General features: G+C 72.6%; 14 protein-coding genes. 1 reads left to right on the forward strand and 13 read right to left on the reverse strand.

What is annotated here, in order from left to right:
- Nucleotides 1–54: 54 nt before the first annotated feature.
- The 11 genes from lgt to ACWD04_RS13930 form a co-directional block, all read right to left on the reverse strand.
- The gene (gene lgt, locus ACWD04_RS13880) at nt 55–1011 is read right to left on the reverse strand and encodes a prolipoprotein diacylglyceryl transferase (RefSeq protein WP_451131453.1); all 957 of its coding nucleotides are present in this window, start codon (nt 1009–1011) and stop codon (nt 55–57) included.
- Between the two features lie 117 nt (nt 1012–1128).
- Nucleotides 1129–1950 carry a DsbA family protein gene (locus ACWD04_RS13885; RefSeq protein WP_451131455.1) on the reverse strand — a complete coding sequence of 274 codons (822 nt, stop codon included), beginning with the start codon at nt 1948–1950 and terminating at the stop codon, nt 1129–1131.
- Nucleotides 1951–2025: 75 nt separating this feature from the next.
- On the reverse strand, nt 2026–2838 hold the full coding sequence (trpA, locus tag ACWD04_RS13890) for a tryptophan synthase subunit alpha (RefSeq protein WP_451131457.1): 813 nt from the start codon (nt 2836–2838) through the stop codon (nt 2026–2028).
- Nucleotides 2835–4115, reverse strand: coding sequence for a tryptophan synthase subunit beta (trpB, locus tag ACWD04_RS13895; protein WP_451131459.1), 1281 nt, complete (start codon nt 4113–4115; stop codon nt 2835–2837). Before trpB ends, trpA begins: the two co-directional genes overlap by 4 nt.
- Nucleotides 4116–4221: 106 nt before the next feature.
- Nucleotides 4222–4440 carry a tryptophan biosynthesis modulator TrpM gene (gene trpM, locus ACWD04_RS13900; protein WP_451131461.1) on the reverse strand — a complete coding sequence of 73 codons (219 nt, stop codon included), beginning with the start codon at nt 4438–4440 and terminating at the stop codon, nt 4222–4224.
- Nucleotides 4441–4450: 10 nt separating this feature from the next.
- Nucleotides 4451–5260: an indole-3-glycerol phosphate synthase TrpC gene (gene trpC / locus ACWD04_RS13905; protein ID WP_451131463.1), complete on the reverse strand. Its 810-nt coding sequence runs from the start codon at nt 5258–5260 to the stop codon at nt 4451–4453.
- A 113-nt stretch (nt 5261–5373) separates the two neighbouring features.
- Nucleotides 5374–5856, reverse strand: coding sequence for a DUF2752 domain-containing protein (locus ACWD04_RS13910; protein ID WP_451131465.1), 483 nt, complete (start codon nt 5854–5856; stop codon nt 5374–5376).
- Between the two features lie 93 nt (nt 5857–5949).
- Nucleotides 5950–6174 (reverse strand): MbtH family protein, encoded by a 225-nt coding sequence (locus ACWD04_RS13915; RefSeq protein WP_451131467.1) that lies wholly within the window; start codon nt 6172–6174, stop codon nt 5950–5952.
- Between the two features lie 238 nt (nt 6175–6412).
- The gene (locus ACWD04_RS13920; protein ID WP_451131469.1) at nt 6413–7186 is read right to left on the reverse strand and encodes a hypothetical protein; all 774 of its coding nucleotides are present in this window, start codon (nt 7184–7186) and stop codon (nt 6413–6415) included.
- A gap of 33 nt (nt 7187–7219) precedes the next feature.
- Nucleotides 7220–9088, reverse strand: a complete 1869-nt coding sequence (locus tag ACWD04_RS13925; RefSeq protein WP_451131471.1) for a class I adenylate-forming enzyme family protein — start codon at nt 9086–9088, stop codon at nt 7220–7222.
- Nucleotides 9085–20490 carry an amino acid adenylation domain-containing protein gene (locus tag ACWD04_RS13930; RefSeq protein ID WP_451131473.1) on the reverse strand — a complete coding sequence of 3802 codons (11406 nt, stop codon included), beginning with the start codon at nt 20488–20490 and terminating at the stop codon, nt 9085–9087. The genes ACWD04_RS13925 and ACWD04_RS13930 overlap by 4 nt, the downstream gene beginning before the upstream one ends.
- A 529-nt stretch (nt 20491–21019) precedes the next feature.
- Here ACWD04_RS13930 and ACWD04_RS13935 point away from each other — a divergent pair.
- A complete protein-coding gene (locus ACWD04_RS13935; RefSeq protein WP_451131475.1) occupies nt 21020–21751 on the forward strand; it encodes a transposase in 732 nt (243 codons plus the stop codon).
- On the opposite strand, the gene ACWD04_RS13940 is transcribed toward ACWD04_RS13935, so the two are convergent.
- Nucleotides 21741–21992 (reverse strand): HGxxPAAW family protein, encoded by a 252-nt coding sequence (locus tag ACWD04_RS13940; protein ID WP_451131477.1) that lies wholly within the window; start codon nt 21990–21992, stop codon nt 21741–21743. The genes ACWD04_RS13935 and ACWD04_RS13940 overlap by 11 nt on opposite strands.
- 94 nt (nt 21993–22086) lie before the next feature.
- Nucleotides 22087–22746: a TIGR02234 family membrane protein gene (locus ACWD04_RS13945; protein WP_451131479.1), complete on the reverse strand. Its 660-nt coding sequence runs from the start codon at nt 22744–22746 to the stop codon at nt 22087–22089.
- Nucleotides 22747–22748: the final 2 nt, after the last annotated feature.

Genomic DNA, 22748 nt, shown 5'->3' on the forward strand with positions numbered 1-22748 from the left:
CCCGGACCTCTGTGTCTGTGGTCCGGGGCCCTTTCGCACATGCGGGGTGGAGTGTCAGCTCCTGTCGGCTTTCTGCGGGCTCTCGTCGGCCTCCGGCGCCTGCGCCTCGGGGGCGTCCTCGGCGGGGCCGGCGTCGGAGGGGGTGTTCTCGGAGGAGTCGGCGTCGGTGGCCTTCCCGCCGTCCTCCGCCGGGTTCACCGCGGAGGGCTCGACGACCTCCTCGCGGCCGGGGCGCACCTTCGCCGAGATCACGATGTAGATGACGGCGAGCACGAACACGATGATCGCGGTCCACACGTTGAGCCGGAGGCCCAGTACGTGGTGCGCCTCGTCGACGCGCAGGTACTCGATCCATCCGCGGCCCGCGCAGTACGCCGCGACGTACAGCGCGAAGGCCCGGCCGTGTCCGAGCTTGAAGCGCCGGTCCGCCCAGATGACCAGGAGCGCGACGCCGACGCACCACAGGGACTCGTACAGGAACGTCGGATGATAGGTGCCCGCGACCCGGTTCGTGCCCTCGCTGATCTTCAGCGCCCAGGGCACATCCGTCTGCTTGCCGTACAGCTCCTGGTTGAACCAGTTGCCCCAGCGGCCGATCGCCTGGGCGATGGCGATACCGGGGGCCAGCGCGTCCGCCCAGGCCGGGAGCGGGATCCCGCGGCGGCGGCAGGCGATCCAGGCACCGACCGCGCCGAGCGCGATCGCGCCCCAGATACCGAGGCCGCCTTCCCAGATCTTGAAGGCGTCCACCCAGTTCTCACCGTCGCTGAAGTACAGCTGATAGTCGGTGATCACGTGGTAGAGCCTGCCGCCGACCAGGCCGAAGGGCACGGCCCACACGGCGATGTCGGCGACGGTGCCCGCTGTGCCGCCCCGGGCGACCCAGCGCTTGTTGCCGAGCCAGACGGCGACGAAGACACCGATGATGATGCAGAACGCGTAGCCGCGGAGCGGGATCGGGCCGAGCTCGATCACGCCGGTCGACGGGCTGGGAATGAAGGCAAGGTTCATGACGGGGTCGACGCTACCCTGCCGGACGGTCCGTGCGGCAAGCCGTCCGGCAACTTCTGGGTAACGGGACCCCCGGCGGAGCATCCGCCGCCGGAGCGCGTTCCTGGTCCACGACACCTACGACGACGGCGTCGCCCCGACGGTGCCCGGCTTCTTGCCCTTGTTCGCCGCCGCGACCCACTTCTTCAGGTTGGCCACGGAGATCTGCTCGTTCCCCTTCTTCGGGAAGACCGACTCGCCGTTGAGCAGCGCGGTCGGCGTGCCCTCGAACCCGCCCTCGGCGAAGGCCTTGTCGGACTTCTCGACCCAGCTGTCGTGCGTGCCGTCCTCCACACATCTGCGGAAGGCCGGGGTGTCGAGGCCGTCCACCTTGCCGGCCAGCTCGATCAGCTTGCTGTTCTCACCGAAGGCGTCGTCGGTCTCCGCGGGCTGATTGCGGTAGAGGACGTCGTGGTACGGCGCGAACGTGCCGACGTCCTGGGCACAGGCGGCCGCGTTGGCCGCGCGGAGCGATCCACTGCCGCCGAGATTGCCGTCGATGATCGTGGCCAGGTGGTACTCCACCTTGAGCTGCCCGCTGTCCGCGAGCTCCGCGATCGTGTCGCGGAAGGCGTTCTCGAACTGGGCGCAGACCGGGCAGCGAAAGTCCTCCCAGATGGTGAGCGTGGACGGCGCGTCGTCGGCCCCGACCTGGAGGGCGAGTCCGTCCTCCCCCACCGCCCCGGACGGGGTGACGGCGGGCCCGGCCTCGCTGTCCTTGTCGTTCTTGCCGGCGTTGGCGGCGATCACGCCGATCACGGCTGCCAGCGCCAGCACCCCCACCACGGCGGTCGCGACGATCAGCGTGCGGCGCCGGCGCTCGCGCGCCCGCTCCTGCTCACGCTGCTGGACGAGCTGGTCACGCGCGGCTCTTCTTCGGTCTTGGTTCTTCTCGCTCACACCGGGCGAACGAACCGGGGAGGCCCGCGAGCGCCTCCCCGCCTCGATGTTCACCCGTACGGGTGACGAGCGCTGTCAGCGCTTTCGAACGCCTTCGGCCAGTTCGCCCGCAAGCGCGCGGACGGCGGCGAGGCCCGCGGCCTCGTCCGGGGCGTCCAGCATCCGCTTGACGAAGGCCGAGCCGACGATCACTCCGTCGGCGAAGCCCGCGACCTGCCGGGCGTGCTCGGCGGTGGACACGCCGATACCGACGCAGACCGGCAGGTCCGTGGTGGCGCGGGTGCGCCGCACCAGGTCCTGGGCCTGCTCGCCGACCGATTCACGGGTACCGGTGACCCCCATCAACGAGGCGGCGTACACGAAGCCGGAGCCGGCCGCCGTGATGGTGGCGAGACGCGCGTCCCGGCTGCTCGGGGCGACGACGAAGACGGTGGCGAGCCCGTGCTTCTCGGCGTACTCCCTCCACAGCCCGGACTCCTGGACCGGAAGGTCCGGCAGGATGCACCCGGCGCCGCCCGCCTCTGCGAGCTCGGCGGTGAAGCGTTCCACGCCGTACCGGTCGACCGGGTTCCAGTACGTCATGACGAGGATCGGCGCGCCCGTCGCCTCGTGCGTCTCACGGACCGTCCGCATGATGTCGGCGATCTTGAGGCCACCGCGCAGCGCGATGTCGTCGGCGGTCTGGATTACCGGCCCGTCGAGCACCGGGTCGCTGTGCGGGAGTCCCACCTCGATGACGTCGGCGCCGCCCGCGACGGCCGCCTTGACGGCCGCGATGCCGCCGTCGACGCTCGGGAAGCCACCGGGCAGGTAGGCGATGAGCGCCGCCCGGTCCTCGGATGCCGCCTTGGCAAACGTCGATTCGAGAAGCTCTCGGTTGCCGCTCACTTGGTGACCTCTTCCTCTCCGTCGGCCACATCGGCCTCGACGACCGCGTCGGCACCGTCGTACAGCCCGAAGTACCGCGCTGCCGTGTCCATGTCCTTGTCACCGCGGCCGGACAGGTTGATCAGGATCAGCCCGTCCTTGCCGAGCTCCCTGCCGACCTCCAGGGCCCCGGCCAGCGCGTGCGCACTCTCGATGGCCGGGATGATCCCCTCGGTGCGGGAGAGGAGACGCAGCGCCTGCATGGCGGCGTCGTCGGTGACCGCGCGGTACTCGCCGCGGCCGACGTCCTTCAGGTAAGCGTGCTCCGGGCCGATGCCCGGGTAGTCGAGCCCGGCCGAGATCGAGTACGGCTCCGTGATCTGGCCCTCCTCGTCCTGGAGGACGTACGAGCGGGAGCCGTGCAGGATCCCGGGCTCGCCCGCGGTCAGGGTCGCCGCGTGCTCGCCGGTCTCCACACCGTGCCCGGCGGGTTCGCAGCCGATCAGCCGGACGTCCGCGTCCGGGATGAAGGCGTGGAAGAGGCCGATCGCGTTGGAGCCGCCACCGACACAGGCGACCGCAGCGTCCGGCAGCCGACCGGTGCGCTCCAGGATCTGGCGGCGCGCCTCGACGCCGATCACCCGGTGGAAGTCGCGGACCATCGCCGGAAAGGGGTGCGGCCCGGCGACGGTGCCGAAGAGGTAGTGGGTGCGGTCCACATTGGCGACCCAGTCACGGAACGCCTCGTTGATGGCGTCCTTGAGGGTCCTGGAACCGGACTTCACCGCGACGACCTCGGCGCCGAGCATCCGCATCCGCGCCACGTTCAGCGCCTGCCGCTCGGTGTCGATCTCACCCATGTAGATGGTGCACTCGAGGCCGAAGAGCGCACAGGCGGTCGCGGTGGCGACCCCGTGCTGGCCCGCTCCGGTCTCCGCGATGACCCGGGTCTTGCCCATGCGCTTGGTGAGCAGGGCCTGACCGAGCACGTTGTTGATCTTGTGCGAGCCGGTGTGGTTGAGGTCCTCGCGCTTGAGGAAGACGCGGGCACCTCCGGCGTGCTCGGCGAAGCGCGGGACCTCGGTCAGTGCGCTGGGACGGCCGGTGTAGTCGACCATGAGCTGATCGAGTTCGGCGGCGAAGGCCGGATCCGCCTTGGCCTTGTCGTATTCGACGGCCACCTCGTCCACGGCGGCGACCAGGGCCTCCGGGATGAACTTGCCACCGAACGCGCCGAAATAGCCTTCGGCGCTGGGGATCAGACCCTCGGGGTCCGGAATGAAGAAGTCGGACGACATGCGACGTGCTCCTCGAATCACAAACGGGTGATGTCACCGTATGCGCCGTGAGCTGAGCGCCACGCCGGCCGGTGGACGGTCGGTGCGGTGGGACGCGCGGGGCTCGCTACGGCGCGGACCCCGTGCGCCATCGCATGCCGTTGACCTGTCCCGGCTCGTCGCCGATCACGTAGCGCACGCGCCGCCCCCGCACACGCCGGGCGGGGGCGCGGCAGCCGCGGGGGCGGCAGCCGCGCGCCAGCGGCGCGTGCGGGTCCCGGACGGCCACGGCCCCGGCGGGACGCAGGCCCGGCCGTATGCGGGACGCGGGACGGTCGGCGGTCATGGGGCGGGTGTCAGCCCCGTCCGTGCCGGAGCGCGGGGTGGGCACCGGCGGCGACCAGGTCGGCGACGGCGGCCCGGGGGGCGCGGCCGGTGACCAGGGACTCACCGACGAGCACCGCGTCCGCGCCGGCGTTGGCGTAGGCGATGAGGTCGTGCGGGCCTCGGACGCCGGACTCGGCGACCTTGACGATGTGGCCGGGGATCTCGGGGGCGACGCGTTCGAAGGTGGAACGGTCGACCTTGAGGTCCTTGAGGTTGCGCGCGTTGACACCGATGATCTTCGCCCCGGCGTCCACGGCACGCTCCGCCTCCTCCTCGTCGTGCGCCTCGACGAGCGGCGTGAGGCCGATCGACTCGGCGCGCTCGATCAGCGAGACCAGGGCTTCCTGGTCGAGGGCGGCGACGATCAGCAGCACGAGGTCGGCGCCGTAGGCCCGGGCCTCCCACAGCTGGTACGAGGTGACGATGAAGTCCTTGCGCAGGACCGGGATGGCGACCTTGGCGCGGACGGCCTCCAGGTCGGCGAGCGAGCCGCCGAAGCGGCGCTCCTCGGTGAGGACCGAGATGACGGATGCCCCGCCGGCCTCGTAGTCCGCGGCGAGCGCGGCCGGGTCGGCGATGGCGGCAAGGGCCCCCTTGGAGGGGCTGGAACGCTTGACCTCGCAGATGACGGTCACACCCTCGCCGCGCAGGGCGGCGACTCCGTCCTTGGCCTGGGGAGCGCGCGCGGCGCGTTCCTTGAGCTCGTCGAGGCTGACGCGCGCCTGCCGCTCCGCGAGGTCGGCGCGAACGCCGTCAATGATCTCGTCGAGCACACTCACGCGAGCGGCCCCCTTCCGAAGCGGTAACAGGTACAGGATCAACCCTTTCGATGGTATCCGCAGGAGGGCTCATGGCTCGCATCCGGCGTCCTCGCGTCCCAGTACCTGGTCATTCACGGCGCCAGCGCCGAGCCGACGGGCAGGTTCCTGACCACGGAGAACACCAGCAGCACCGCGCCGATGCCCCACCAGTAGACGGGCGCGACACCGATCCGCAGGGGCCTGCCCCGGCTCGCGCGGACCGTCCAGAGCAGCCAGACCACGGCGAACACGGCGAAGCCGACGACGGCCAGCGCGTTGGAGCCGAGCGCGGTGGCGACATCTCCGTGGGCGAAGGCGTGGGCGCTGCGCAGCCCGCCGCATCCGGGGCAGAGCAGTCCGGTGAACCGGAGCATGGGGCAGACCGGGTAGTGCCCGGCCTCGTTGGGGTCGACCGCGGCGACGTAGCCGAAGGCTCCGCCGACGCCGGCCATGACCCCGAGGGGACCTGCGAGCCGACGGAGCCGGGAGACGGGAGCGGGGGCCGGCCCGAGCCCGGGGCCGGGTACGGGTGCCGGGTCCGGGGCGGCGGCTGCGGGAGAGGCTGAGGCGTCCACGCGCCGATTGTCCCCGCTCACGCGAAAAGCCGCAGCCCGGCCCGGGCTGTGGCCCGCGTCGGGTCCTGGAACGGACTCGGCCTGGTCGTCCACTTACTGCACGGCATCCGGCCTGTCCATGGCACGGGCCAGGCTCGCGGGGCGCATGTCCGTCCAGTTCTCCTCGATGAAGGAAAGACAGGCGTCCCGGGAACCGGCTGGATGTGCCACGCGCCACCCATCGGGCACCAGTACGAACTCGGGCCAGAGTGCATGCTGGTTCTCCTCGTTCACCAGGACGAGAAACGTGCCGTTCGGGTCGTCGAAGGGATTCGACATGCTGTTCCACTCCGTGGTTGTCGTGAGGCTCGCGCGGCTCGGACGCCGGACGAGTCAGGTGGGAAGCGGCGCCATGCCGGTACCGGTCTCCCTCGGTCACTGCTCGGAGCCGCATCACGCGGTCGCGCCGGCGGGACACGTCGGTACAGGCTGCACCGGGCGACCGCCTCGGGCCAGGAAGCGCCGGGCGTACCGCTGACGCGGAAGAGAGACGACCGTGAGTCGGCGCGCGGCATGGTCAACGGGGCGTGCTGTCGTCCGGTGCGGTGATGTCGGCGCAGGTGCCGGCCGGGCTCTTGTCCCTGGCGAGGAAAATGGTCTGCGCCATCATCCGGTACCCGGACATCTCCTCCCGCAGGGTCTCGATGGACTCCTCCGGGTGCACCGAGTCGATCACCGCGTGCGGGCCCACCGCGTTGAACTGGTGCGAGACGCCGCGCGGTATCTGCATGTCGACCCAGGAGTTCGGCGGCACGATCACGTTGTGCCGGTCCCGGTGCACCCCGGCGGGTGTGTCGGGCAGTACGTCGGTGAAGGTGTCCAGCGACCCGGTCCAGCCCGGCGCCGCGGAACGCACGGTGACCGGGGACAGGCTGGAGACCCGGATCGTGGTCTCCGGGCCGGTCATCATGCGGACGAACCGCAGCCCGGTGTGCAGGTGCATGCGCGAGCAGATGCCGCGTTCGGTGGTGTCGTAGAAGTCCATCAGGTAGCGGTCGGCGAAGTACCCCTCGAAGGGGGGCTCCAGCATGTAGACGTCCCCTTCCTCGAACTCCTGCGCCTGCTTGAGACGGCCGGCCGGCGTGGGGTGCGCCCGCTCCTCGCGGTGCGCCGACCGGACCAGACCGGCGAGGGCCTCGACCACGGTCAGGGCGACGTCCGGCGGCAGTTGCACCACCGGGGTCAGCCGGTTGCGGCCGGGGTCCTGGTGCCGCCGGAGGTCGAGGATCTCGTCCTCGTGGTCGGGGGACTGCTTCATACGGCCGGTCGTCTGGGTGGTCTCGTGGCTCATCCGGTCGCTCCCGCGTGCTCGTTCGGTTCGGAATCAGGGCTCGGTCGATTCGGGGTCGGGCCGCCGTGCCCACAGCACGCCGCCCAGGTCGTGGCGCCCGGCACGCAGCACCGAGCAGCCCGTGGTCGGGTATCCGCTGCGGCGCAGCCGGGTCAGCCACGCCCAGCGGTCCGCCCGACCGCCCTCGCCGTCCAGAAAGGACAGCAGCGGGCCCAGCGGCCAGACGGGGCCGTCGGCCGCCGGCCCGTGCGGGAGCACGAGCAGCGGACCGTCGCCGAAGCGGGTTTCGGTCCCCCACGGCACCGGCGGCCCGTCGAACCCGTGACGGGCCGCCACGTCCGCGGCGAGTTCGGTGTGGATCGCCAGGGGCCACTCGGTGAGCAGCGTCCGCCGCCAACGGGCCCTGGCCGGCGACAGTTCCGTGTCGTCCGCGTCGTGCCAGTGCTCCCGCAGGAAGTCGAAGGCGCCGAAGACGGCCTCCTCCTCGCCTCCGCGGGGACGGTCGTCGGCCTGCGCGGCCAGCGCGCGCAGGGCCGGGTCCTCGGCGCCCGAGCGCAGCAGGTCGTGCGCGGTGGCCGCGGCGTAGCGCAGCAGGCGTTCGTACCGTGCGGGGGCCAGCCGCCGCGCGCTGAGGACCCGGCCCATCGCCCTGCGCTGCGGCTTGCCGGTGGACGTCGCCCGGAAGCCGCCGAACTGGACCGCCGCCGGGCGCAGCGACGTCCGCTCGTAGAGGTCACGTACGGCGGCGACCGGCTGCTCCGTGGCGACCAGCCCGAAGTCCTGGCCGAGCGTGGGCTCGTCCACCGCGACCGCCGCGAACCGGCCGGTGAGGCCCGCCCGGCGCCAGCTGTGTTCGACGTCGAGTGGGTAGTACTTCTCCCCGCCCCGGTTGACACGCTCACCGGCGCGGCCGCGCAGCACCAGCAGGCCGTCGCGCAGTTCGCCCAGGTCGCCGGTGCGCATCCAGCCGTCCTCGGTGACCGTGGCGGCGGTGGTGCGGCGGTCCTGCCAGTAACCGGTCATCAGGTCCGGCGTCCTGATCCACACCTCGCCGGACTCCAGCCGCAGTTCGGTGTCCGGCAGCGGTGCCCCGACCGGGGGCGTGTGCTCCAGGTACTGGTCGCGGAACTCGGCGTCGTCGAGCCGGGGCATGGTGAAGCTGAAGTTGACCGCCTCGGTCAGACCGTAGCCCTGCCGCAGGCGCGGACCGTACCGTCGGTGGAAACGGCGGGCGAGGTCGCTGGTCAGCGGGGCGGCCGCGGTGATCAGATACTCCAGGCCATCCGGCCAGTCGGGCCCGGCCTCCAGCAGGTCCGCCAGCAGGACGGGCACGATGGAGGCGGTCCTGGCCCCGGCGGCGTCCAGCGCGGCGAAGTAGCCGGCCGGGTCGAAGGCGGCCTGAAGGGTCAGCGGAGCGCCGCTGAGGTGGGTGCCGATCAGCGACATGACGAGCGCGTTGCAGTGGTACAGCGGCAGGCAGGTCCCGTGCGGGCGGTCCGGTGCCAGTCCGTGCAGTGCCGCGGTCTTCGCGGCGTTGCCCCGTACCGCCGACCGGCTGAGCATGACCCCTTTCTGCGGGCCGGTGGAGCCCGAGGTGAACATGATGAGGGCGAGGTCGTCCGGGACCGTGTTCCGGTGCACGTCGGGCAGGCCGGTGCGGTGCAGGCCGTGGACGTCGACCGTGGCCGTCGCGGAGACGCGCTCGGCGATGCCCGTCACCTCCCGGTCGGTGGCGCGCGGGTGCAGCGGGACCGCGACGAGACCCGTGTCGAAGCAGGTGAGCAGGACGTCCGCCAGGTGGGGGCCGTTGGGCAGCCGGATCACCACCCGTGCGCCCGTGGGCAGTTCGGCCAGGGAGCCGGAACCGGCTCCGGTGCCGGCGCTCGTGCCGGTGCCGGTCAACGCAGCCTCCTCAGCAGGTCACGGAGCTGGACTCCGATGTCGTCCACGTGCTGCGGCTGCATCACCTGGTGGTGGCGCGCCGCGACGTGACCGACCGTCAGGTCGCCGCCGACGTGGGGCCGCCACAGTTCGTAATGCGGTACGCGGCGCGGCGCGTCCGCACCCGCCTCGATGTACGTGGTGTCGCCCGGGTAGCGCGGCGGCCGGTAGGCCCGCGCGAGCTGGTCGTTGTGGCGCGACACCGTGATGACACGGTCGATGTCGTCCGGGGTGAACCGGGCGAACAGACTCCCTTCGCGGTGCAGCAGGGCCGAGACGGTCTCGAAGTCGAGGTCGGCGGCGGTGAACCGCCGGTCGTCGAGGCCCGCGGCCGTCAGCAGCACCCTCAGGACGCGCCGGTCGTCGACGGGCTCCTCCGGTCCGGCCGCGGCGCCGGTGAGCGTGTCCACCAGGAACAGGGCCCCGGCCGGCTCGCCGAGTTCGCGCAGCCGCACCGCCATCGCGTGCGCCACGAGTCCGCCGAAGGACCAGCCGACCAGGTGGTACGGGCCGCCGGGGCGGACCGACCGCAGCAACTCCAGGTACCGCTCGGCCATCGCCTCCACGGTGCCGGGCAGATCCGCCACCCCGCCGGGCCCCTCGGCCTGGATGCCGTACACCGGGTGGTCGCGGTCGATGTGCCGCAGCAGCCCCGAGTACAGCCAGCTGATCCCGCTGAGCGGATGGAGGCAGAACACCGGTGCCGCCGGGCCGCCGGTACGGAAGGGTACGAGGTGCGCGGGTGCGTCCTGCGACGGTGCGCGGTCCAGGAGCCGGGTCAGCGCGGCGGGGGTGGCCGCCTCGAAGACGTTCCGGATCGTGGGTTCCAGTCCGAGCACGGTCCGCACCCGGTCGGTCAGCCGGGCCGCCAGGAGCGAGTGCCCGCCCAGTTCGAAGAAGTGGTCACCGGGGCCGACCCGGGGCACGTCCAGCACCTCGGCGAAGAGTGCGCACATCAGGTGCTCGCGCAGGTTCTCCGGCGGTGGCGAGTCGCCCGCGGCGGCCCAGTCCGGTTCGGGCAGCCGGTCGCGCAGCAGCTTCCCGTTGGCGCTGAGGGGGAGCCGGTCCAGCGCGAGCAGGCGGCTGGGCACCATGTAGTCCGGCAGGTGCCGGGCCAGATGCGCGCCCACCGAGTGCAGGTCGGCGCCCGAGGGTACGACGTAGCCGACCAGCCTGCGGTCGTCGGTGCCGCGGTCGTGCACGGCCACCGCGGCCGCGTCGACGTCCTCGTGGCGGGTGAGCACGGCCTCGATCTCACCCGGCTCGACGCGGTGACCGCGGATCTTCACCTGGTCGTCGGTCCGGCCGTGGAAGCGCAGGATCCCCTCGGCGGTCCAGGACGCGAGGTCGCCGGTGCGGTACATCCGCTGCCCCGCCGGGCCGAACGGATCGGGGACGAAGCGGGTCGCGGTCAGCGCCGGTCGGTGCAGATAGCCCGTGGCCACGCCCGCCCCGGCCACGTACAGCTCGCCGGTCACGCCCGGCGGCACCGGTCGCAGCCCGGCGTCCAGCACGTAACACCGGGTGTTCCACAGCGGACGCCCGAGCGGCACCGTGGCCGCCGTCGTCCGGCCGGTGACCGGGTGGGCGGTGGACCAGACCGTGGTCTCGGTCGGGCCGTAGCAGGCCAGCAGCGACTCGGTGAGACCGGTCAGCTCCCCGGCCGGTTCCGCCGGTACGGCCTCGCCGCCGACGACCGCGCGAACGTGCCGCAGCCGGTCCGGGCGCCGGGCCGCGAGTGCCTGCCACAGCGACGGGGTCGCCTGCATCACGGTGACCCGGTGCTTGTCGAGCAGGGCGGACAGCTCGTCGGGGTCCCGCAGCGCTTCCTGGTCGGCGAGCACGATCGCGGCACCGGTGACCAGCGGGATATACAGCTCGGGCACGGACATGTCGAAGCTCGCGGGCGCGGCGGCCAGCACACGGTCGTCCCCGCCGACCGCCAGCCTCTCGCGCAGGGCGAGCACCAGGTTCGTCAGCGCGCTGTGGGGCACGACGACGCCCTTCGGCCGGCCGGTGGAGCCCGAGGTGTACGTCACGTACGCCGTGTTCGCGGGCACGGGCGCCGGTTCCTCCGGTCCGGCGGTGACGGTGAGTCCGTCGTCATGGTGGAGCACCAGCAGGGGGCGGGCGTCCGCCAGCAGGGCCGCGATCCGCCGCGGCGGCAGCGCGGGGTCGACGGGCAGGTAGGCGGCGCCCACCGACTGGACCGCGAGGAGGGCGGCGGGCAGGTCGGGGTTCCGTCGGAGTTGCAGGGCGATCAGGCTGCCGGGGCCGGCCCCGCGGGTGCGGAGCTCCGCCGCGATGCGGTCCGCCCGTGCGGACAGCTCCCGATAGGTGAGCCCGGTGTCCCCGTGCCGTACGGCCGGTGCGTCGGGAGTACGGAGCGCCTGTGCCGCGAACAGGTCGGCCACGGTGGTGTCGGGCACGTCGTGGGCGGTGGCGTTCCATCGCACGGTCAGCTGCTCGTACTCACCGGGGACGAGGACCGGGAGATCGGCGATCCGGCGGTGCGGTTCCGCCGCCACCGCGTGCAGCAGCCGTTGCAGCCGCGCGAGCAGCAGGCGGGCTGAAGCGGGGGTGAACAGTTCGGAGTCGTACTCCAACAGGCCCTCGACACCGGCTTCCGTCCCGTGGTCCGTGTGCCGCTGACGCAGGCTGAACAGCAGGTCCATGCGGGAGGCGCCGCCGTGCGAGGCGACCGGCTCGACCCGCAGCCCGGGCAGGTCGAAGTCGGCGGACGGAGTGTCCTGGAAGGCCAGCATCACCTGGAAGACGGGGTGGGCGGAGAGTGAGCGGGGCGGGTTGATCGCCTCGACCACCTGCTCGAACGGCACCTCCTGGTGGGCGAAGGCGTCGAGGTCGGTGGTGCGGACGCGCTCCAGCAGTTCGGTGAACATCGGGCTGCCCTTGAGGTCGGTACGCAGCACCACCGTGTTGACAAAGCAGCCCACGGTCTCGTGCAGCGACGCGTCGTGGCGCCCTGCCACGGGTGTGCCGACGGGGATGTCCTCCCCGGCGCCGAGCCGTGACAGCAGGGTCGCGATCGTGGCGTGCACCACCATGAACAGGCTGGTCCCGGTGGACCGGGCGAGCCGGGTCAGCCGCGTGTGCAGCCCGGCGTCCAGCGAGAACTCGACGGTCTCTCCGCGGTGCGCGGACACCGGCGGCCGGGCGTGGTCGGTCGGCAGCGGCAGCACCTCCGGGACGCCGCGCAGCGTTTCCGTCCAGTACGCGAGTTCGTCGCCGAGGTCGCGTCCGCGCTGCCAGAGCGCGTAGTCGGCGTACTGCACGAGCGGGTTGGCCCACTGCGGGGCCCCGCCCGCGACGCGCGCCCGGTAGGCGGTGGACAGGTCGCGGGCCAGGGGAGCCAGTGACCAGCCGTCCGCGGCGATGTGGTGCAGCAGGATCAGCAGGACGTGCTGTTCGGGCGCCGTCTCGCAGAGCAGGACCCGGACCGGGAGTTCGGTCGCGAGGTCGAAGACGTGCGCGGCCGCGTCGGCGAGCAGGCCGGGCAGCTCGGCCTCCGAGGCGGTCACCACCTCGAACGGCAACTCCTGCGCCGAACCGACGCACTGGTAGGGCTCGCCGTCGGACTCGGTGACGGTGGTGCGCAGACTCTCGTGCCGGACGAGCACGTCACCGAGGGCCGCGCGCAGGTGCCCGGCCGACAGGGGACCGGTCAGCCGGAGTGCGAAAGACATGTTGTAGACGGAGTTGGGCCCGGCGAAGCGGCTGAAGAACCACAGCCTGCGCTGCGCGGGGGAGAGCGGGATGCGCTCAGGGCGCGCGGACACGACGAACCGGCCGCGCGGCGCGCCGGCCACCGGTTCCGGCAGGCGCCGCGCCAGGTCGGCGACGACGGGCGCGTCGAACAGGGTGCGGATGCTCAACTCGCGGCCGGTCTCCGCGCGCACCCGGTTGATCAGCCGGGTGGCCAGCAGCGAATGTCCGCCCAGATCGAAGAAACTGTCCTCCGCGCCGACCTCGGGGACCCCCAGCGTCTCGGCGAACAGCGCACACAGGAGCCGTTCCCGCTCGTCGGCGGGCGGGCGGCTCACCGGCAGCGCGGTCTCCGGTCGCGGCAGGGCCCCGCGGTCCAGCTTGCCGTTGACGGTCAGCGGGATCTCGTCGACCGGCAGGACGAACGCGGGCACCATGTGCGCGGGCAGTACCGTCCGGGCGTACTCGCGCAGCTCGGCGGGCGTCGTCCCCCCAGCGGTCACGGCGTAGCAGAGCAGTCGCCCGCCGTCGGGGTCCGTGTCGTCGGCGAGCACCACGGCACGCGCCACGGCGGGGTGCCGTTCGAGGACCCGCTCGATCTCCCCGGGCTCGATCCGGTAGCCGCGGATCTTCACCTGCTGGTCCGTGCGGCCCAGGTACTCGAGCCGGCCGTCGGCCCGCCGCCGCGCGAGGTCCCCGGAACGGTACATCCGGGCCCCGGGCGCGCCGAACGGGTCGGCGACGAAACGGCTCGCGGTGAGCCCGGGCCGTTCCAGGTACCCCCGTGTCACTCCGGGGCCCGCCACGTAGATCTCGCCGGGGCAGCCGGGCGGGACCGGCCGCAGCGCGTGGTTCAGCAGGTGCAGGCGCAGATCGGGCAGCGCGGTGCCGACGACGCCGGCGGTCTCGTCCGGATCGGTCAGCTCGGCGTAGGTCGCGTGCACGGTGGTCTCGGTGATCCCGTACATGTTGACGAGCCTCGGACGGCCGGGGCCGTGCCAGGAGCGGACACGTGACAGCTCCAGCGCCTCACCGGCGAACACGACGACCCGCAGGGCGGGCAGCCCGCCCGGTTCCGCCTCCGCCTCGGCCCGCATGAGCTGGTAGAACGCCGAAGGGGTCTGGCTCAGCGCGGTGACCCGCTCCCGGGACAGCAGTGCCAGCAGCTCCCGTGGCGACCTGGCGACGTCGTCCGGTACGACCACCAGGCGGCCGCCACGGCCCAGCGCCGTCCAGAGTTCCCACACCGAGACGTCGAAGGCGTACGAGTGGAACAACGTGTGCACGTCGTCATCACCGAAAGCGAACCGGACGTCGGTCACCGTGAGCAGTCGCACGACATTGTGGTGCGACACCACGACGCCTTTGGGGACCCCGGTGGACCCGGACGTGTAGATCACGTAGGCGACGCTGTGCGGGTCCACGGCCAGGCCGAGGTCGTCGGCCGGGTGGGAGGCGGCCGGGTCGGTGCCGTCGAGCACGATCTGGGGGTGCGGCACCGCGAGCGGGGTGCTGGTCACGACGAGCACGGGTTCGGCGGTGGTCAGCACCTGCCGTATCCGCTCCTCGGGGTGCGCCGGGTCCAGGGGCAGATAGCCGGCCCCCGACTTCAGTACGGCCAGCACCGCGACCACCAGATCGGCGGAACGTTCCAGCACGAGGGCCACCAGACGTTCCGGCCCGGCCCCGCGCGCGACGAGGAGCCGGGCCAGGCGGTTCGCCCGCGCGTTGAGCTCCTGGTACGACAGCATGGTGTCCTCGCAGGTGAGAGCCGGTGCCGTCGGCCGCCGGCGTACCTGCGCCTCGAACAGTGCGGGCAGGGAGCCAGAGGCGGGCTCCCCTGCGGCGTCCGCCGGGGAGCCCGCCGGGGTGTCCGCCGGAGTCTCCCGCTCGTCGGGCAGCAGCAGGTCGAGCTGCCCCAGCCGCGCGTCGGGACGCTCGGTGATCCGGTCGAGCAGCGCGCCGAGACGGTCGAGCAGACGACGGGCCGCATCCTCCTCGAACAGGTCTGTGCTGTGATCCAGATCCAGCCGCAACCGGTCGCCCGGTACGGCGATCAACGTCAGCGGGTAGTGCGTGCCGTCCCGGCCCTGCACGTCCCGGAGCTCCAGACCGGGCACGAGAGCGCGCAGTCCGTCCTCGTCGACCGGGTAGTTCTCGAACACCACGACCGTGTCGAACAGTTCGGCATGTCCGGCGATCGACTGCAGCCGCGTCAGGTCGGCGTGCTGGTGGTCCAGCAGGGACAGCTGCTGGGCGCGCAGCTCCGCGAGGGACTCGGCGACCGACCGGTGCGGATCGAGACGGACCCGCACGGGGATGGTGTTGATCAGCAGGCCGACGATGTGCTCCGCGCCCGGCAGCTCCGCCGGGCGGCCGGAGACCGTCGCGCCGAAGACCACGTCGTCCCGCCCGGTCAGGGCACCCAGTAGGACCGCCCACGCCAGTTGCACGACGACGTTGGCGGTCAGCCCGTACCGCCGCGCCACGGCATCGACCCGCACGCTCGTGGCCTCGTCCAGCTCGGCCGTGAGCCGGTTCCGGGCCGCGGCCGAACCGCGCCGTCCCGGCCCGCCGACCAGCGTCGGACCGTCCAGGCAGGACAGCAGTGCGCGCCAGGCGGCCTCGTCCGCACGGGAGTCCCTCGTGGACAGCCAGTCGAGGAAGTCGCGGTACGGCGTCGCGGGCGGGAGCGCGTGACCGGCGTAGAGCGCGAACAGCTCCTTGACCAGGATCGGCATGGACCAGCCGTCCAGCAGGAGGTGGTGCGTGGTCAGCACGAAGGTGTGCCGCTCGCCGGCCCGGCGCAGCAGGGCCGCGCGGACCAGGGGAGGGGTGGCGAGGTCGAAGCGCCGCCTGCGGTCGGACTCCAGGAATCGTTCGAGGTCCTCGTGCGCGGGCAGCTCCTGCCACTCCACGGTGGCGTCGGGGACGACGACCTGTACGGGACGGCCTGACGGGCTCTGCCGGATGCCCGCGGACAGCTGGGGATGGCGCCGCAACAGGCGGTGGAGCGCGTCGCGGAGCGCCGCGGGGTCCAGCGCCCCGCCGAGTTCGAAGACGAACTGGACGAGGTAGGGGTCGGCGCCGTCGTGGTCGTAGAGGGAATGGAACAGCAGCCCCTGTGCCAGCGGGGGCAGGGGCAGTTCACCGGTCGCCCGGGCGCGGGCCCGGTGCGCCAGCGCCTCCAGCACGTCGAACCACCGCCGCGCGAGGTCGGCGACCCGTGCGTCGCCGAGCAGTCCGCCCGGCCAGGACCAGTTCGCCACCAGCCGGGGGCCGTCCGGGGAATCGGTGATCACCGCGTCCAGTTCCACGATGTGACTCATCGCCAGTCCGCCCCCGGTGGGCGCCCCGACCACCGTGGCATCGGCGCGCACCGCCCAGTCCTCGTTCCCGCCCACGTCGAAACGGCCCAGGTAGTTGAACGCGAACTGCGGTGACGGACGGGCTGCCAGCACCGGCCCGCTCTGCGGGTTGAGGTGGCGCAGCAGACCGTGGGCGAGGCCCACGCGCGAGGCGTCCCGCACGCAGGACCGCACCATGGCCACCGCGCCGTCCAGCGCGGTCGGGTCGGTACGGGCGTCCGCCCAGGAGCACCCGGGATCGAGCACCACAGGGAACAGGGTGGTGAACCAGCCGACCGTACGGGACAGGTCCAGGCCGGCGGCGAACTCCTCACGCCCGTGGCCTTCGAGGTCCACCAGGAGCGTGTCCGGTCCCTCCCGCCAGTCGGCGGCGGCCAGGGCGAACGCGGTCAGCAGCAGTTCGTGCACCGAGCAGTCGAAGGCCGCGGCCGCGTCGGTCACCAGACGCTCGGTGAGCGGGCCGGGCAGGGTGACGGAGTGCCAGAGGCGGGTGTCCTCGGTGTCCACCGCGCCGTCCGGCGCACGGCCGGCGACCGGGAGGTCCTCGGGCGCCACCCGCCACCGGGGGAACTCCTCGAGCACGGACGGGTGATGCGCGTGCTGGACCAGTGCTCTCGCCCACTGGGGGAAGGGAGTTCCGGTCGGTTGCAGCCGGGGGGTGCGCCCCCGCCGTACGGCTTCCCAGGCGGCCCGCAGATCGTCCTGAATGATGCGCCAGGAGACGCCGTCGACGCCGAGATGGTGCACCGTGAGGGTGAGTTCGCCCTGCTCCGCCGGTCCGGCGTCCCGCCAGTCGGCGTGCACAGTCCGCCCGCGCTCGGGGGTGAGCACCGCGTCCGGGTGGTTCAGCTCCACCGTGGCGTGGGGCAGCACCTCCAGTGCCCACAGCCCGTCCACGACGGTCAGCGAGAGCCGCAGCATGCCGTGGTGGTCGACGAGCGCCTGCACCACCGCGCGCACCTGCGCTTCGGTCATGCCCGCCGGAGTGCGCACCGTCAAGGACTGCACGAAGCCGTCGATCGGCCCGCCGCGCTCGCGCAGCCAGTGCATGATGGGTGTCAAGGGCACCGTGGGGTCGTCCGGGTCACCCAGCGCGATCCGGTGCCCCGGAGTCCTCCCCGCGTCCACGCCGACGGCATCGGCCAGGGCGGAGACGGTGGGCGTGCGGAACACGTCCGGCGTGGTGATGGCCAGACCGGCCCGCTGCGCCGCGCCGGCGAGCTGGATCGCCTTGATGCTGTCGCCGCCGAGCTGGAAGAAGTCCCTGTCGAGCGGGACGGTCTCCAGCCCGAGGACCTGGCCGAACAGCTCGGCCAGCCGGTGCTCGGCGGGAGTGCGGGGAGCACCGGCCACGTCCGGGCTTCCGGTGTCCGGGGCGTTCCCGGTGCCGGCGTCCCCGGTGTCCGGCGCGGGCAGCGCGGCCCGGTCGAGCTTGCCGTTGCGGGTCAGCGGCAGCCGGTCCACCTCCACCACGGCCGACGGCACCATGTACGGGGGCAGCCGGTCCGCCACCGCGTCGAGCAGCGGTGCCGTGTCACCGGATGTGGCCACGTAAGCCACCAGCCGCCGTACTCCCGGCCGGTCCTCCCGCAGGACCGTCGCGGCCTGCCGCACCCCGGGCTCGGCCAGCAGCGCGGCGTCCACTTCCCCCGGTTCGATCCGGAAGCCGCGCAGCTTGACCTGCCCGTCGGCGCGTCCGACGAACTCCAGACGCCCGTCGCGGTTCCAGCGAGCCAGGTCGCCCGTACGGTAGACACGTGCGCCCGGCGGGCCGGACGGATCGGGCACGAAGCGCTCGGCGGTCGCGGCCGCCCGGCCGAGGTAGCCGCGGGAGAGGCCGGCACCTCCGAGGTACAACTCCCCCACCACACCGGGCGGTACCGGCCGCAACGCGTCGTCGAGCAGCAGCACCCGCTTGCCGTCCAGCGGAGCCCCGATGGGAACGGAACCGTTGTCCTCGCCAATGTCCTCGGCGGCGACGGCGAACCTGGTCGCGAAGACCGTGGTCTCGGTCGGCCCGTACCCGTTGACGACGGTCAGCTCCGGCAGCGCGGACCGCACGGCGCGCACCGCCGCAGGCGACACGACGTCCCCGCCCGTCCAGATCTGGCGCAGGCCACCGAAGCAGGCGGGATCGTCCGTGGCGATCGCGTTGAACAGCCCGGCGGTCAACCACAGGCCGGTGACACCTGTGTCTGCGGTGATCCGGGACAACCCGGCCGGGTCCAGCCGCCCCGGTGGGGCGACGACCACCTCGCCACCTGTCAGCAACGGCACCCACAGTTCGAGGTTGAACGCGTCGAAGGCGTGTGGTGAGTGCAGCAGTACCCGGTCCGTGCCGCCCTCGGCCCACCACCGGTCGGCGGCGAGCCCGGCGAGGTTGCCCTGGGTGATCGCGACCCCCTTGGGCCGCCCCGTGGACCCGGAGGTCGACATGACGCACGCCAGCGTCTCCGCCGTGACCCGCGGCCGAGGCGGCACGGCGTCTCCGGTGTCACACGCGTGCACGTCCAGCTGCCGCACGCCGAGGTCACGCGCCCGCGCGACGATCGGGTCACCCCCGGTCCCCCCGTCGGTGAGCAGCAGCCGGGCTCCCGCGTCGGACAGTACGGCTTCCTGCCGGACGAGCGCGTCGTCCCGTTGCAGGGGGACGTAGGCCGCGCCGGCCTTCACCACACCGAGCGCCGCGACGACCAGGTCCACCGACCGGTCGAGCAGCAGCGCGACGGTCCGCTCCGGTCCCGCGCCGGCCGCCGCGAGTTCGGCGGCCAGTGCCGTACTGCACGTGTCGAGTTCGCGGTAGGTGAGCCGCTCACCGGTCGCGACCGAGCGCACCGCGTACGCGTCGGGGAAGCGGCGCACCTGTTCGGTGAACCGGTCGACGGCCGTACCGGTGGGCGGGGCGGACGTGCGGTGGCCGGTGCCCAGCGCCGCGCTGAGCCGGCGTTCGCTCGCGGTCGTCGCCGCCAGCCGCGCCAGAGGGGTGCCCCGTTCCGCTTCCGTTACCTGCCACAGCACATGGAGGAAGCGGTCGGCGACGTCGCGCAGCAACTCCTCGCCGTGATTGGCGGGGTTGGCGTCGAAGTCGAGACGCAGCCCGCCGTCACCGCGGTCGTACGCGACGATCGAGAGGTCCTCCGACGGCGGAGCCTGCAGATTGTGGACGGTCGCCGTCACGCGGCCGAACCGCAGCGGCCGGTCGAAGCGCTGGATGTTGAGCACGGGACCGAAGAACCTCCGGCCGTCCTCGGGGTGTCCCAGGTCACGCCGCAGGTGCTCACCCCGGTACCGCTGGTGCCGGCGCACCAGCCGCAGTTCCTCGGCGACCTGGTCGAGAAGCCCGCCGACGGTGGCCGCAGGATCGACGTGCAGCCGCAGCGGGAGGACGTTGGCCGTCATCGCGGGCACGGTCCGGGCGAGTTCGGGCGGACGGCCGGCGACCGGCAGGCTCAGCACGACGTCGCGGCTGCCGGTCACCGCGTGCAGACAGGACGCGGTCACCGCGGTGAGCAGCCGGGTCCAGCGGTGCCCGAGCCGCTGCGCACCGGTCCGCACCCTCGCGAATTCCTCCTGGGACAGCACCCTGGTCACCCGCAGCGAACGGTCCGAGGCCGGGACGGGATGCGTACCCAGGCTCAGGAAGTCCGGGCGCCCGTCCAGCCGGTCCCGCCACCAGTCCCGGTCCGCGGCGTGTTCGGCGGCGTTCCGGTAAGCGGCCTCGGCGTGTACCAGGGGACCGAGTCCGCTCCAGCCGCTCCCTGGAACGGCACGGCCGTCGTGCAGACAGCTGTAGACCTCGGCGACGCGCTCGGCGAACAACGCCATGCCCGCGCCGTCCAGAGCGATGTGGTGAATGCGGTGGAACACCAGCGAGCGGTCGTCGGCGACGCGCAGCACGGCCCCGTGGAACAACGGTCCGTCGTCGATGCCCCCGGCCGCGTCCACGTCGGCCTGCATCCACTCCAGCGCGGCGGCGTCCGGATCGGGCGCTCCCCGGAGGTCGACCACCTCGGTGGTGTGCTCGTGACTGTCCGGCAGGAGCCGCGGCACGGGCGAGAGATCCGTCGTCCCGGAGATGCGGACGTTGACCGCCTCGCAGTCGGCCGCGGCCCTGGTGACCGCGGCGGCCAGGAGACCCGTGTCGACGGCACCGTCCAGGACGAGGTACTCCGCCTGCTGATAGGCGCCGGGCCGACTGAGTCCGGCGCGCTCCGCGAGCCAGACCCCGAGCTGAGCGTCGGAAAGGTGCAGGAAGGGGCCGTTTTCGGGCATGAGAACAGGCATCCTTGTCGGTCATGCCGGCATGCGCCGACGACTGCCGTCGGATGTGGCGGGTCGGTAACAGGAATTGACCTTTCCATCGAAACACGGAAGGCAATGAAGAAGTAAAGGATTGGCAATATGATCAATGTCACGATTGCGTGACGCAGCGTCAGCGCTGCTGCTGAGCACGGCATCACGTCGGGACCTCTGGAAGACTCACGAGGATCTCGGGGCCCGGACTCCTTGGTGTGGTGACGGGGGGAAACGGGCCGGGGAGACGGTCGGGCCGGGTGTGTGGGAGAACTGCCGGGAGTCGATCCCTGCCGAGCATGTGTTCGCGTTCCTGGCCGAGCACCGTGGTGCGCTGCTTCCCGCGGACTTGTTCGCGGACGTGCACCCCTCGGCGAACGGGCGGCCGAGGATGGCGCCGCAGATCCCGGCCCGGCGGTCACGCTGCAAGCCCTGCGCGGGCTGTCCGGCCTTGAGGTGGTCCAGGAACCGGCTACAAGGCTCGCCTCGCCGTCGAGCCAAAGACGGGGTGTACACCGCCGTCGCCCTCACCACCGGTGCCGGAGCCGGGCACCATGAAGCCACCGTCGGCTTCGCATTGCTCGCCGCCGAGCATGAACAGGTGGACGCCTTCGGCGACACCGCCTACTCCACCGTCCACCGCAAGGCCCGTGAAGACGCAGGCCACCGGCTGTTCCTCGAGCCCGCCCCGCTGCGGGCGGCTGTCCCGGACGGCTTCTGTCTCGACGGCTTCCGTATCGACACCACCCTCGCCACGGTGAGTCGCCCGGCCGGCCGGACACACCGTCCCCTCCCCGGCGGACAGCATCACCGGCGCAAAGCATCCTTCAAGGACCCGTGCACCCCATCTCCCCCGCGCCGGCGGTGCACCAAGGCCAGGGCCGGGCGCCTCCTGACCATCCGCACGCATCACGGCCTTCTCGCCGCCGCCCGCGACCGGACCGCCTCCGATTTCGACCGGCAGGCCGCCCATCGCCCCTGGAGATCACCGTTCGAACCGGCCGTCGCCCGGCTCGTCCACCACGGCGACCGCCGCCTGCGCTATCGCGGCACCATCGCCGCGGACACCTGGCTCCACACCCGAGCGGCCGCCCCCAACCTCAGCCGACTGATCGACCCGGACTCACCCGCACCGACGGCATCCGGACGATCGACCCGGCCACCGCATAGACCGAGGGGCCGGGCGGCCTGCGGCCGGACGGCCCCTCAGCAAGATCTTCATGAGTCCTCTAGGCGGTGATCTGCGCCTGTGAGGCGCGGGCCCGGGCGGCCGCCATCTCGTCGGACTCCTTCGGCATGCCGAGGCCGGCCATCTTCATGGCGAGACCGACGACACCGCCGAGGAGGACCACGGCGATGCCGGCCCAGAAGCCGAGCGTGTTCGCCGCGACCATGAAGAGGCCCGCGATGCAGAAGCCGATGAAGGAAATGATGACACCGGTCCAGGCGGCCGGGGTGTGTCCGTGGCTGCTGCCCGCCATGAGTTGCTCCTTGTTGGTGTTGCGCCGAAGGTGTCGCGCTTACGAAAGCTTGCTGCCATTGTCCCGTACGTGCCGGTGGACGTGGCCCTGGGGGTCATGCCTCGCGCGTCGGGTCCTCGCCGCGGTCCAGGGCCTTCCACAGATCCTCGGGCCGGTCGGGGTCCGGGGCGGTGGGGGGGGCCTTGCGGGGGCGGGGAGTCCCGTCGCGTTCGTAGCGTCCCGACATGGCCGGCCAGCGGCTGCCGTAGCGCAGTGCGAGCAGTCCGGCGAGCAGGATCAGCAGTCCGCCGGCCGCGGTGACGTAGGGCCAGGCGGTGTGACTGAGGGCGTGGATCATGGCCGAGGTGTTGCCTGTGGTCTGCGCGGCCTGCTCGTCCAGGGCCGTGCTGTCCGAGGCGCCCGCGTAGGCGCTCAGTCCGGCGCCGAGGCCGCTGAGAGCCAGCAGTCCGGCGACCAGCAGCCGGCCGGCGCCGCGGACGGCGAAGACGGCGACGAGGGCGGCCAGGCCGACGACGGCCAGGGCCGCCGGGAGGCCGGTGACGTCCCGGCCGTCGGCGCTGAGCGGGAGGATGCCACCGCCGACGGCCGTCTTTCCCTCGGCCCAGGTCTGCCCGGAGGCGAGGAGGACGACGGTGGCGCCGGCCGCGCCGAGGAGCAGGCCGGCGGCCAGGCTTCGGCGGCTTCCTGCGCTGTCGGGCGCGGAGGCGGATCGGGCACGGGGCTGGGGTACGGAGACGGCACTCACGTACTCCACTA

This window comes from Streptomyces sp. NPDC002911, assembly GCF_053591835.1.

What these genes read in the sequence shown, in the direction of transcription:
- trpB (WP_451131459.1), bottom strand. Translation starts at nt 4,115, where the DNA reads ATGTCGTCCGACTTCTTCATTCCGGACCCCGAGGGTCTGATCCCCAGC.
- lgt (WP_451131453.1), bottom strand. Translation starts at nt 1,011, where the DNA reads ATGAACCTTGCCTTCATTCCCAGCCCGTCGACCGGCGTGATCGAGCTC.
- trpM (WP_451131461.1), bottom strand. Translation starts at nt 4,440, where the DNA reads ATGACCGCCGACCGTCCCGCGTCCCGCATACGGCCGGGCCTGCGTCCC.
- ACWD04_RS13920 (WP_451131469.1), bottom strand. Translation starts at nt 7,186, where the DNA reads ATGAGCCACGAGACCACCCAGACGACCGGCCGTATGAAGCAGTCCCCC.
- ACWD04_RS13940 (WP_451131477.1), bottom strand. Translation starts at nt 21,992, where the DNA reads ATGGCGGGCAGCAGCCACGGACACACCCCGGCCGCCTGGACCGGTGTC.
- ACWD04_RS13915 (WP_451131467.1), bottom strand. Translation starts at nt 6,174, where the DNA reads ATGTCGAATCCCTTCGACGACCCGAACGGCACGTTTCTCGTCCTGGTG.
- ACWD04_RS13930 (WP_451131473.1), bottom strand. Translation starts at nt 20,490, where the DNA reads ATGCCCGAAAACGGCCCCTTCCTGCACCTTTCCGACGCTCAGCTCGGG.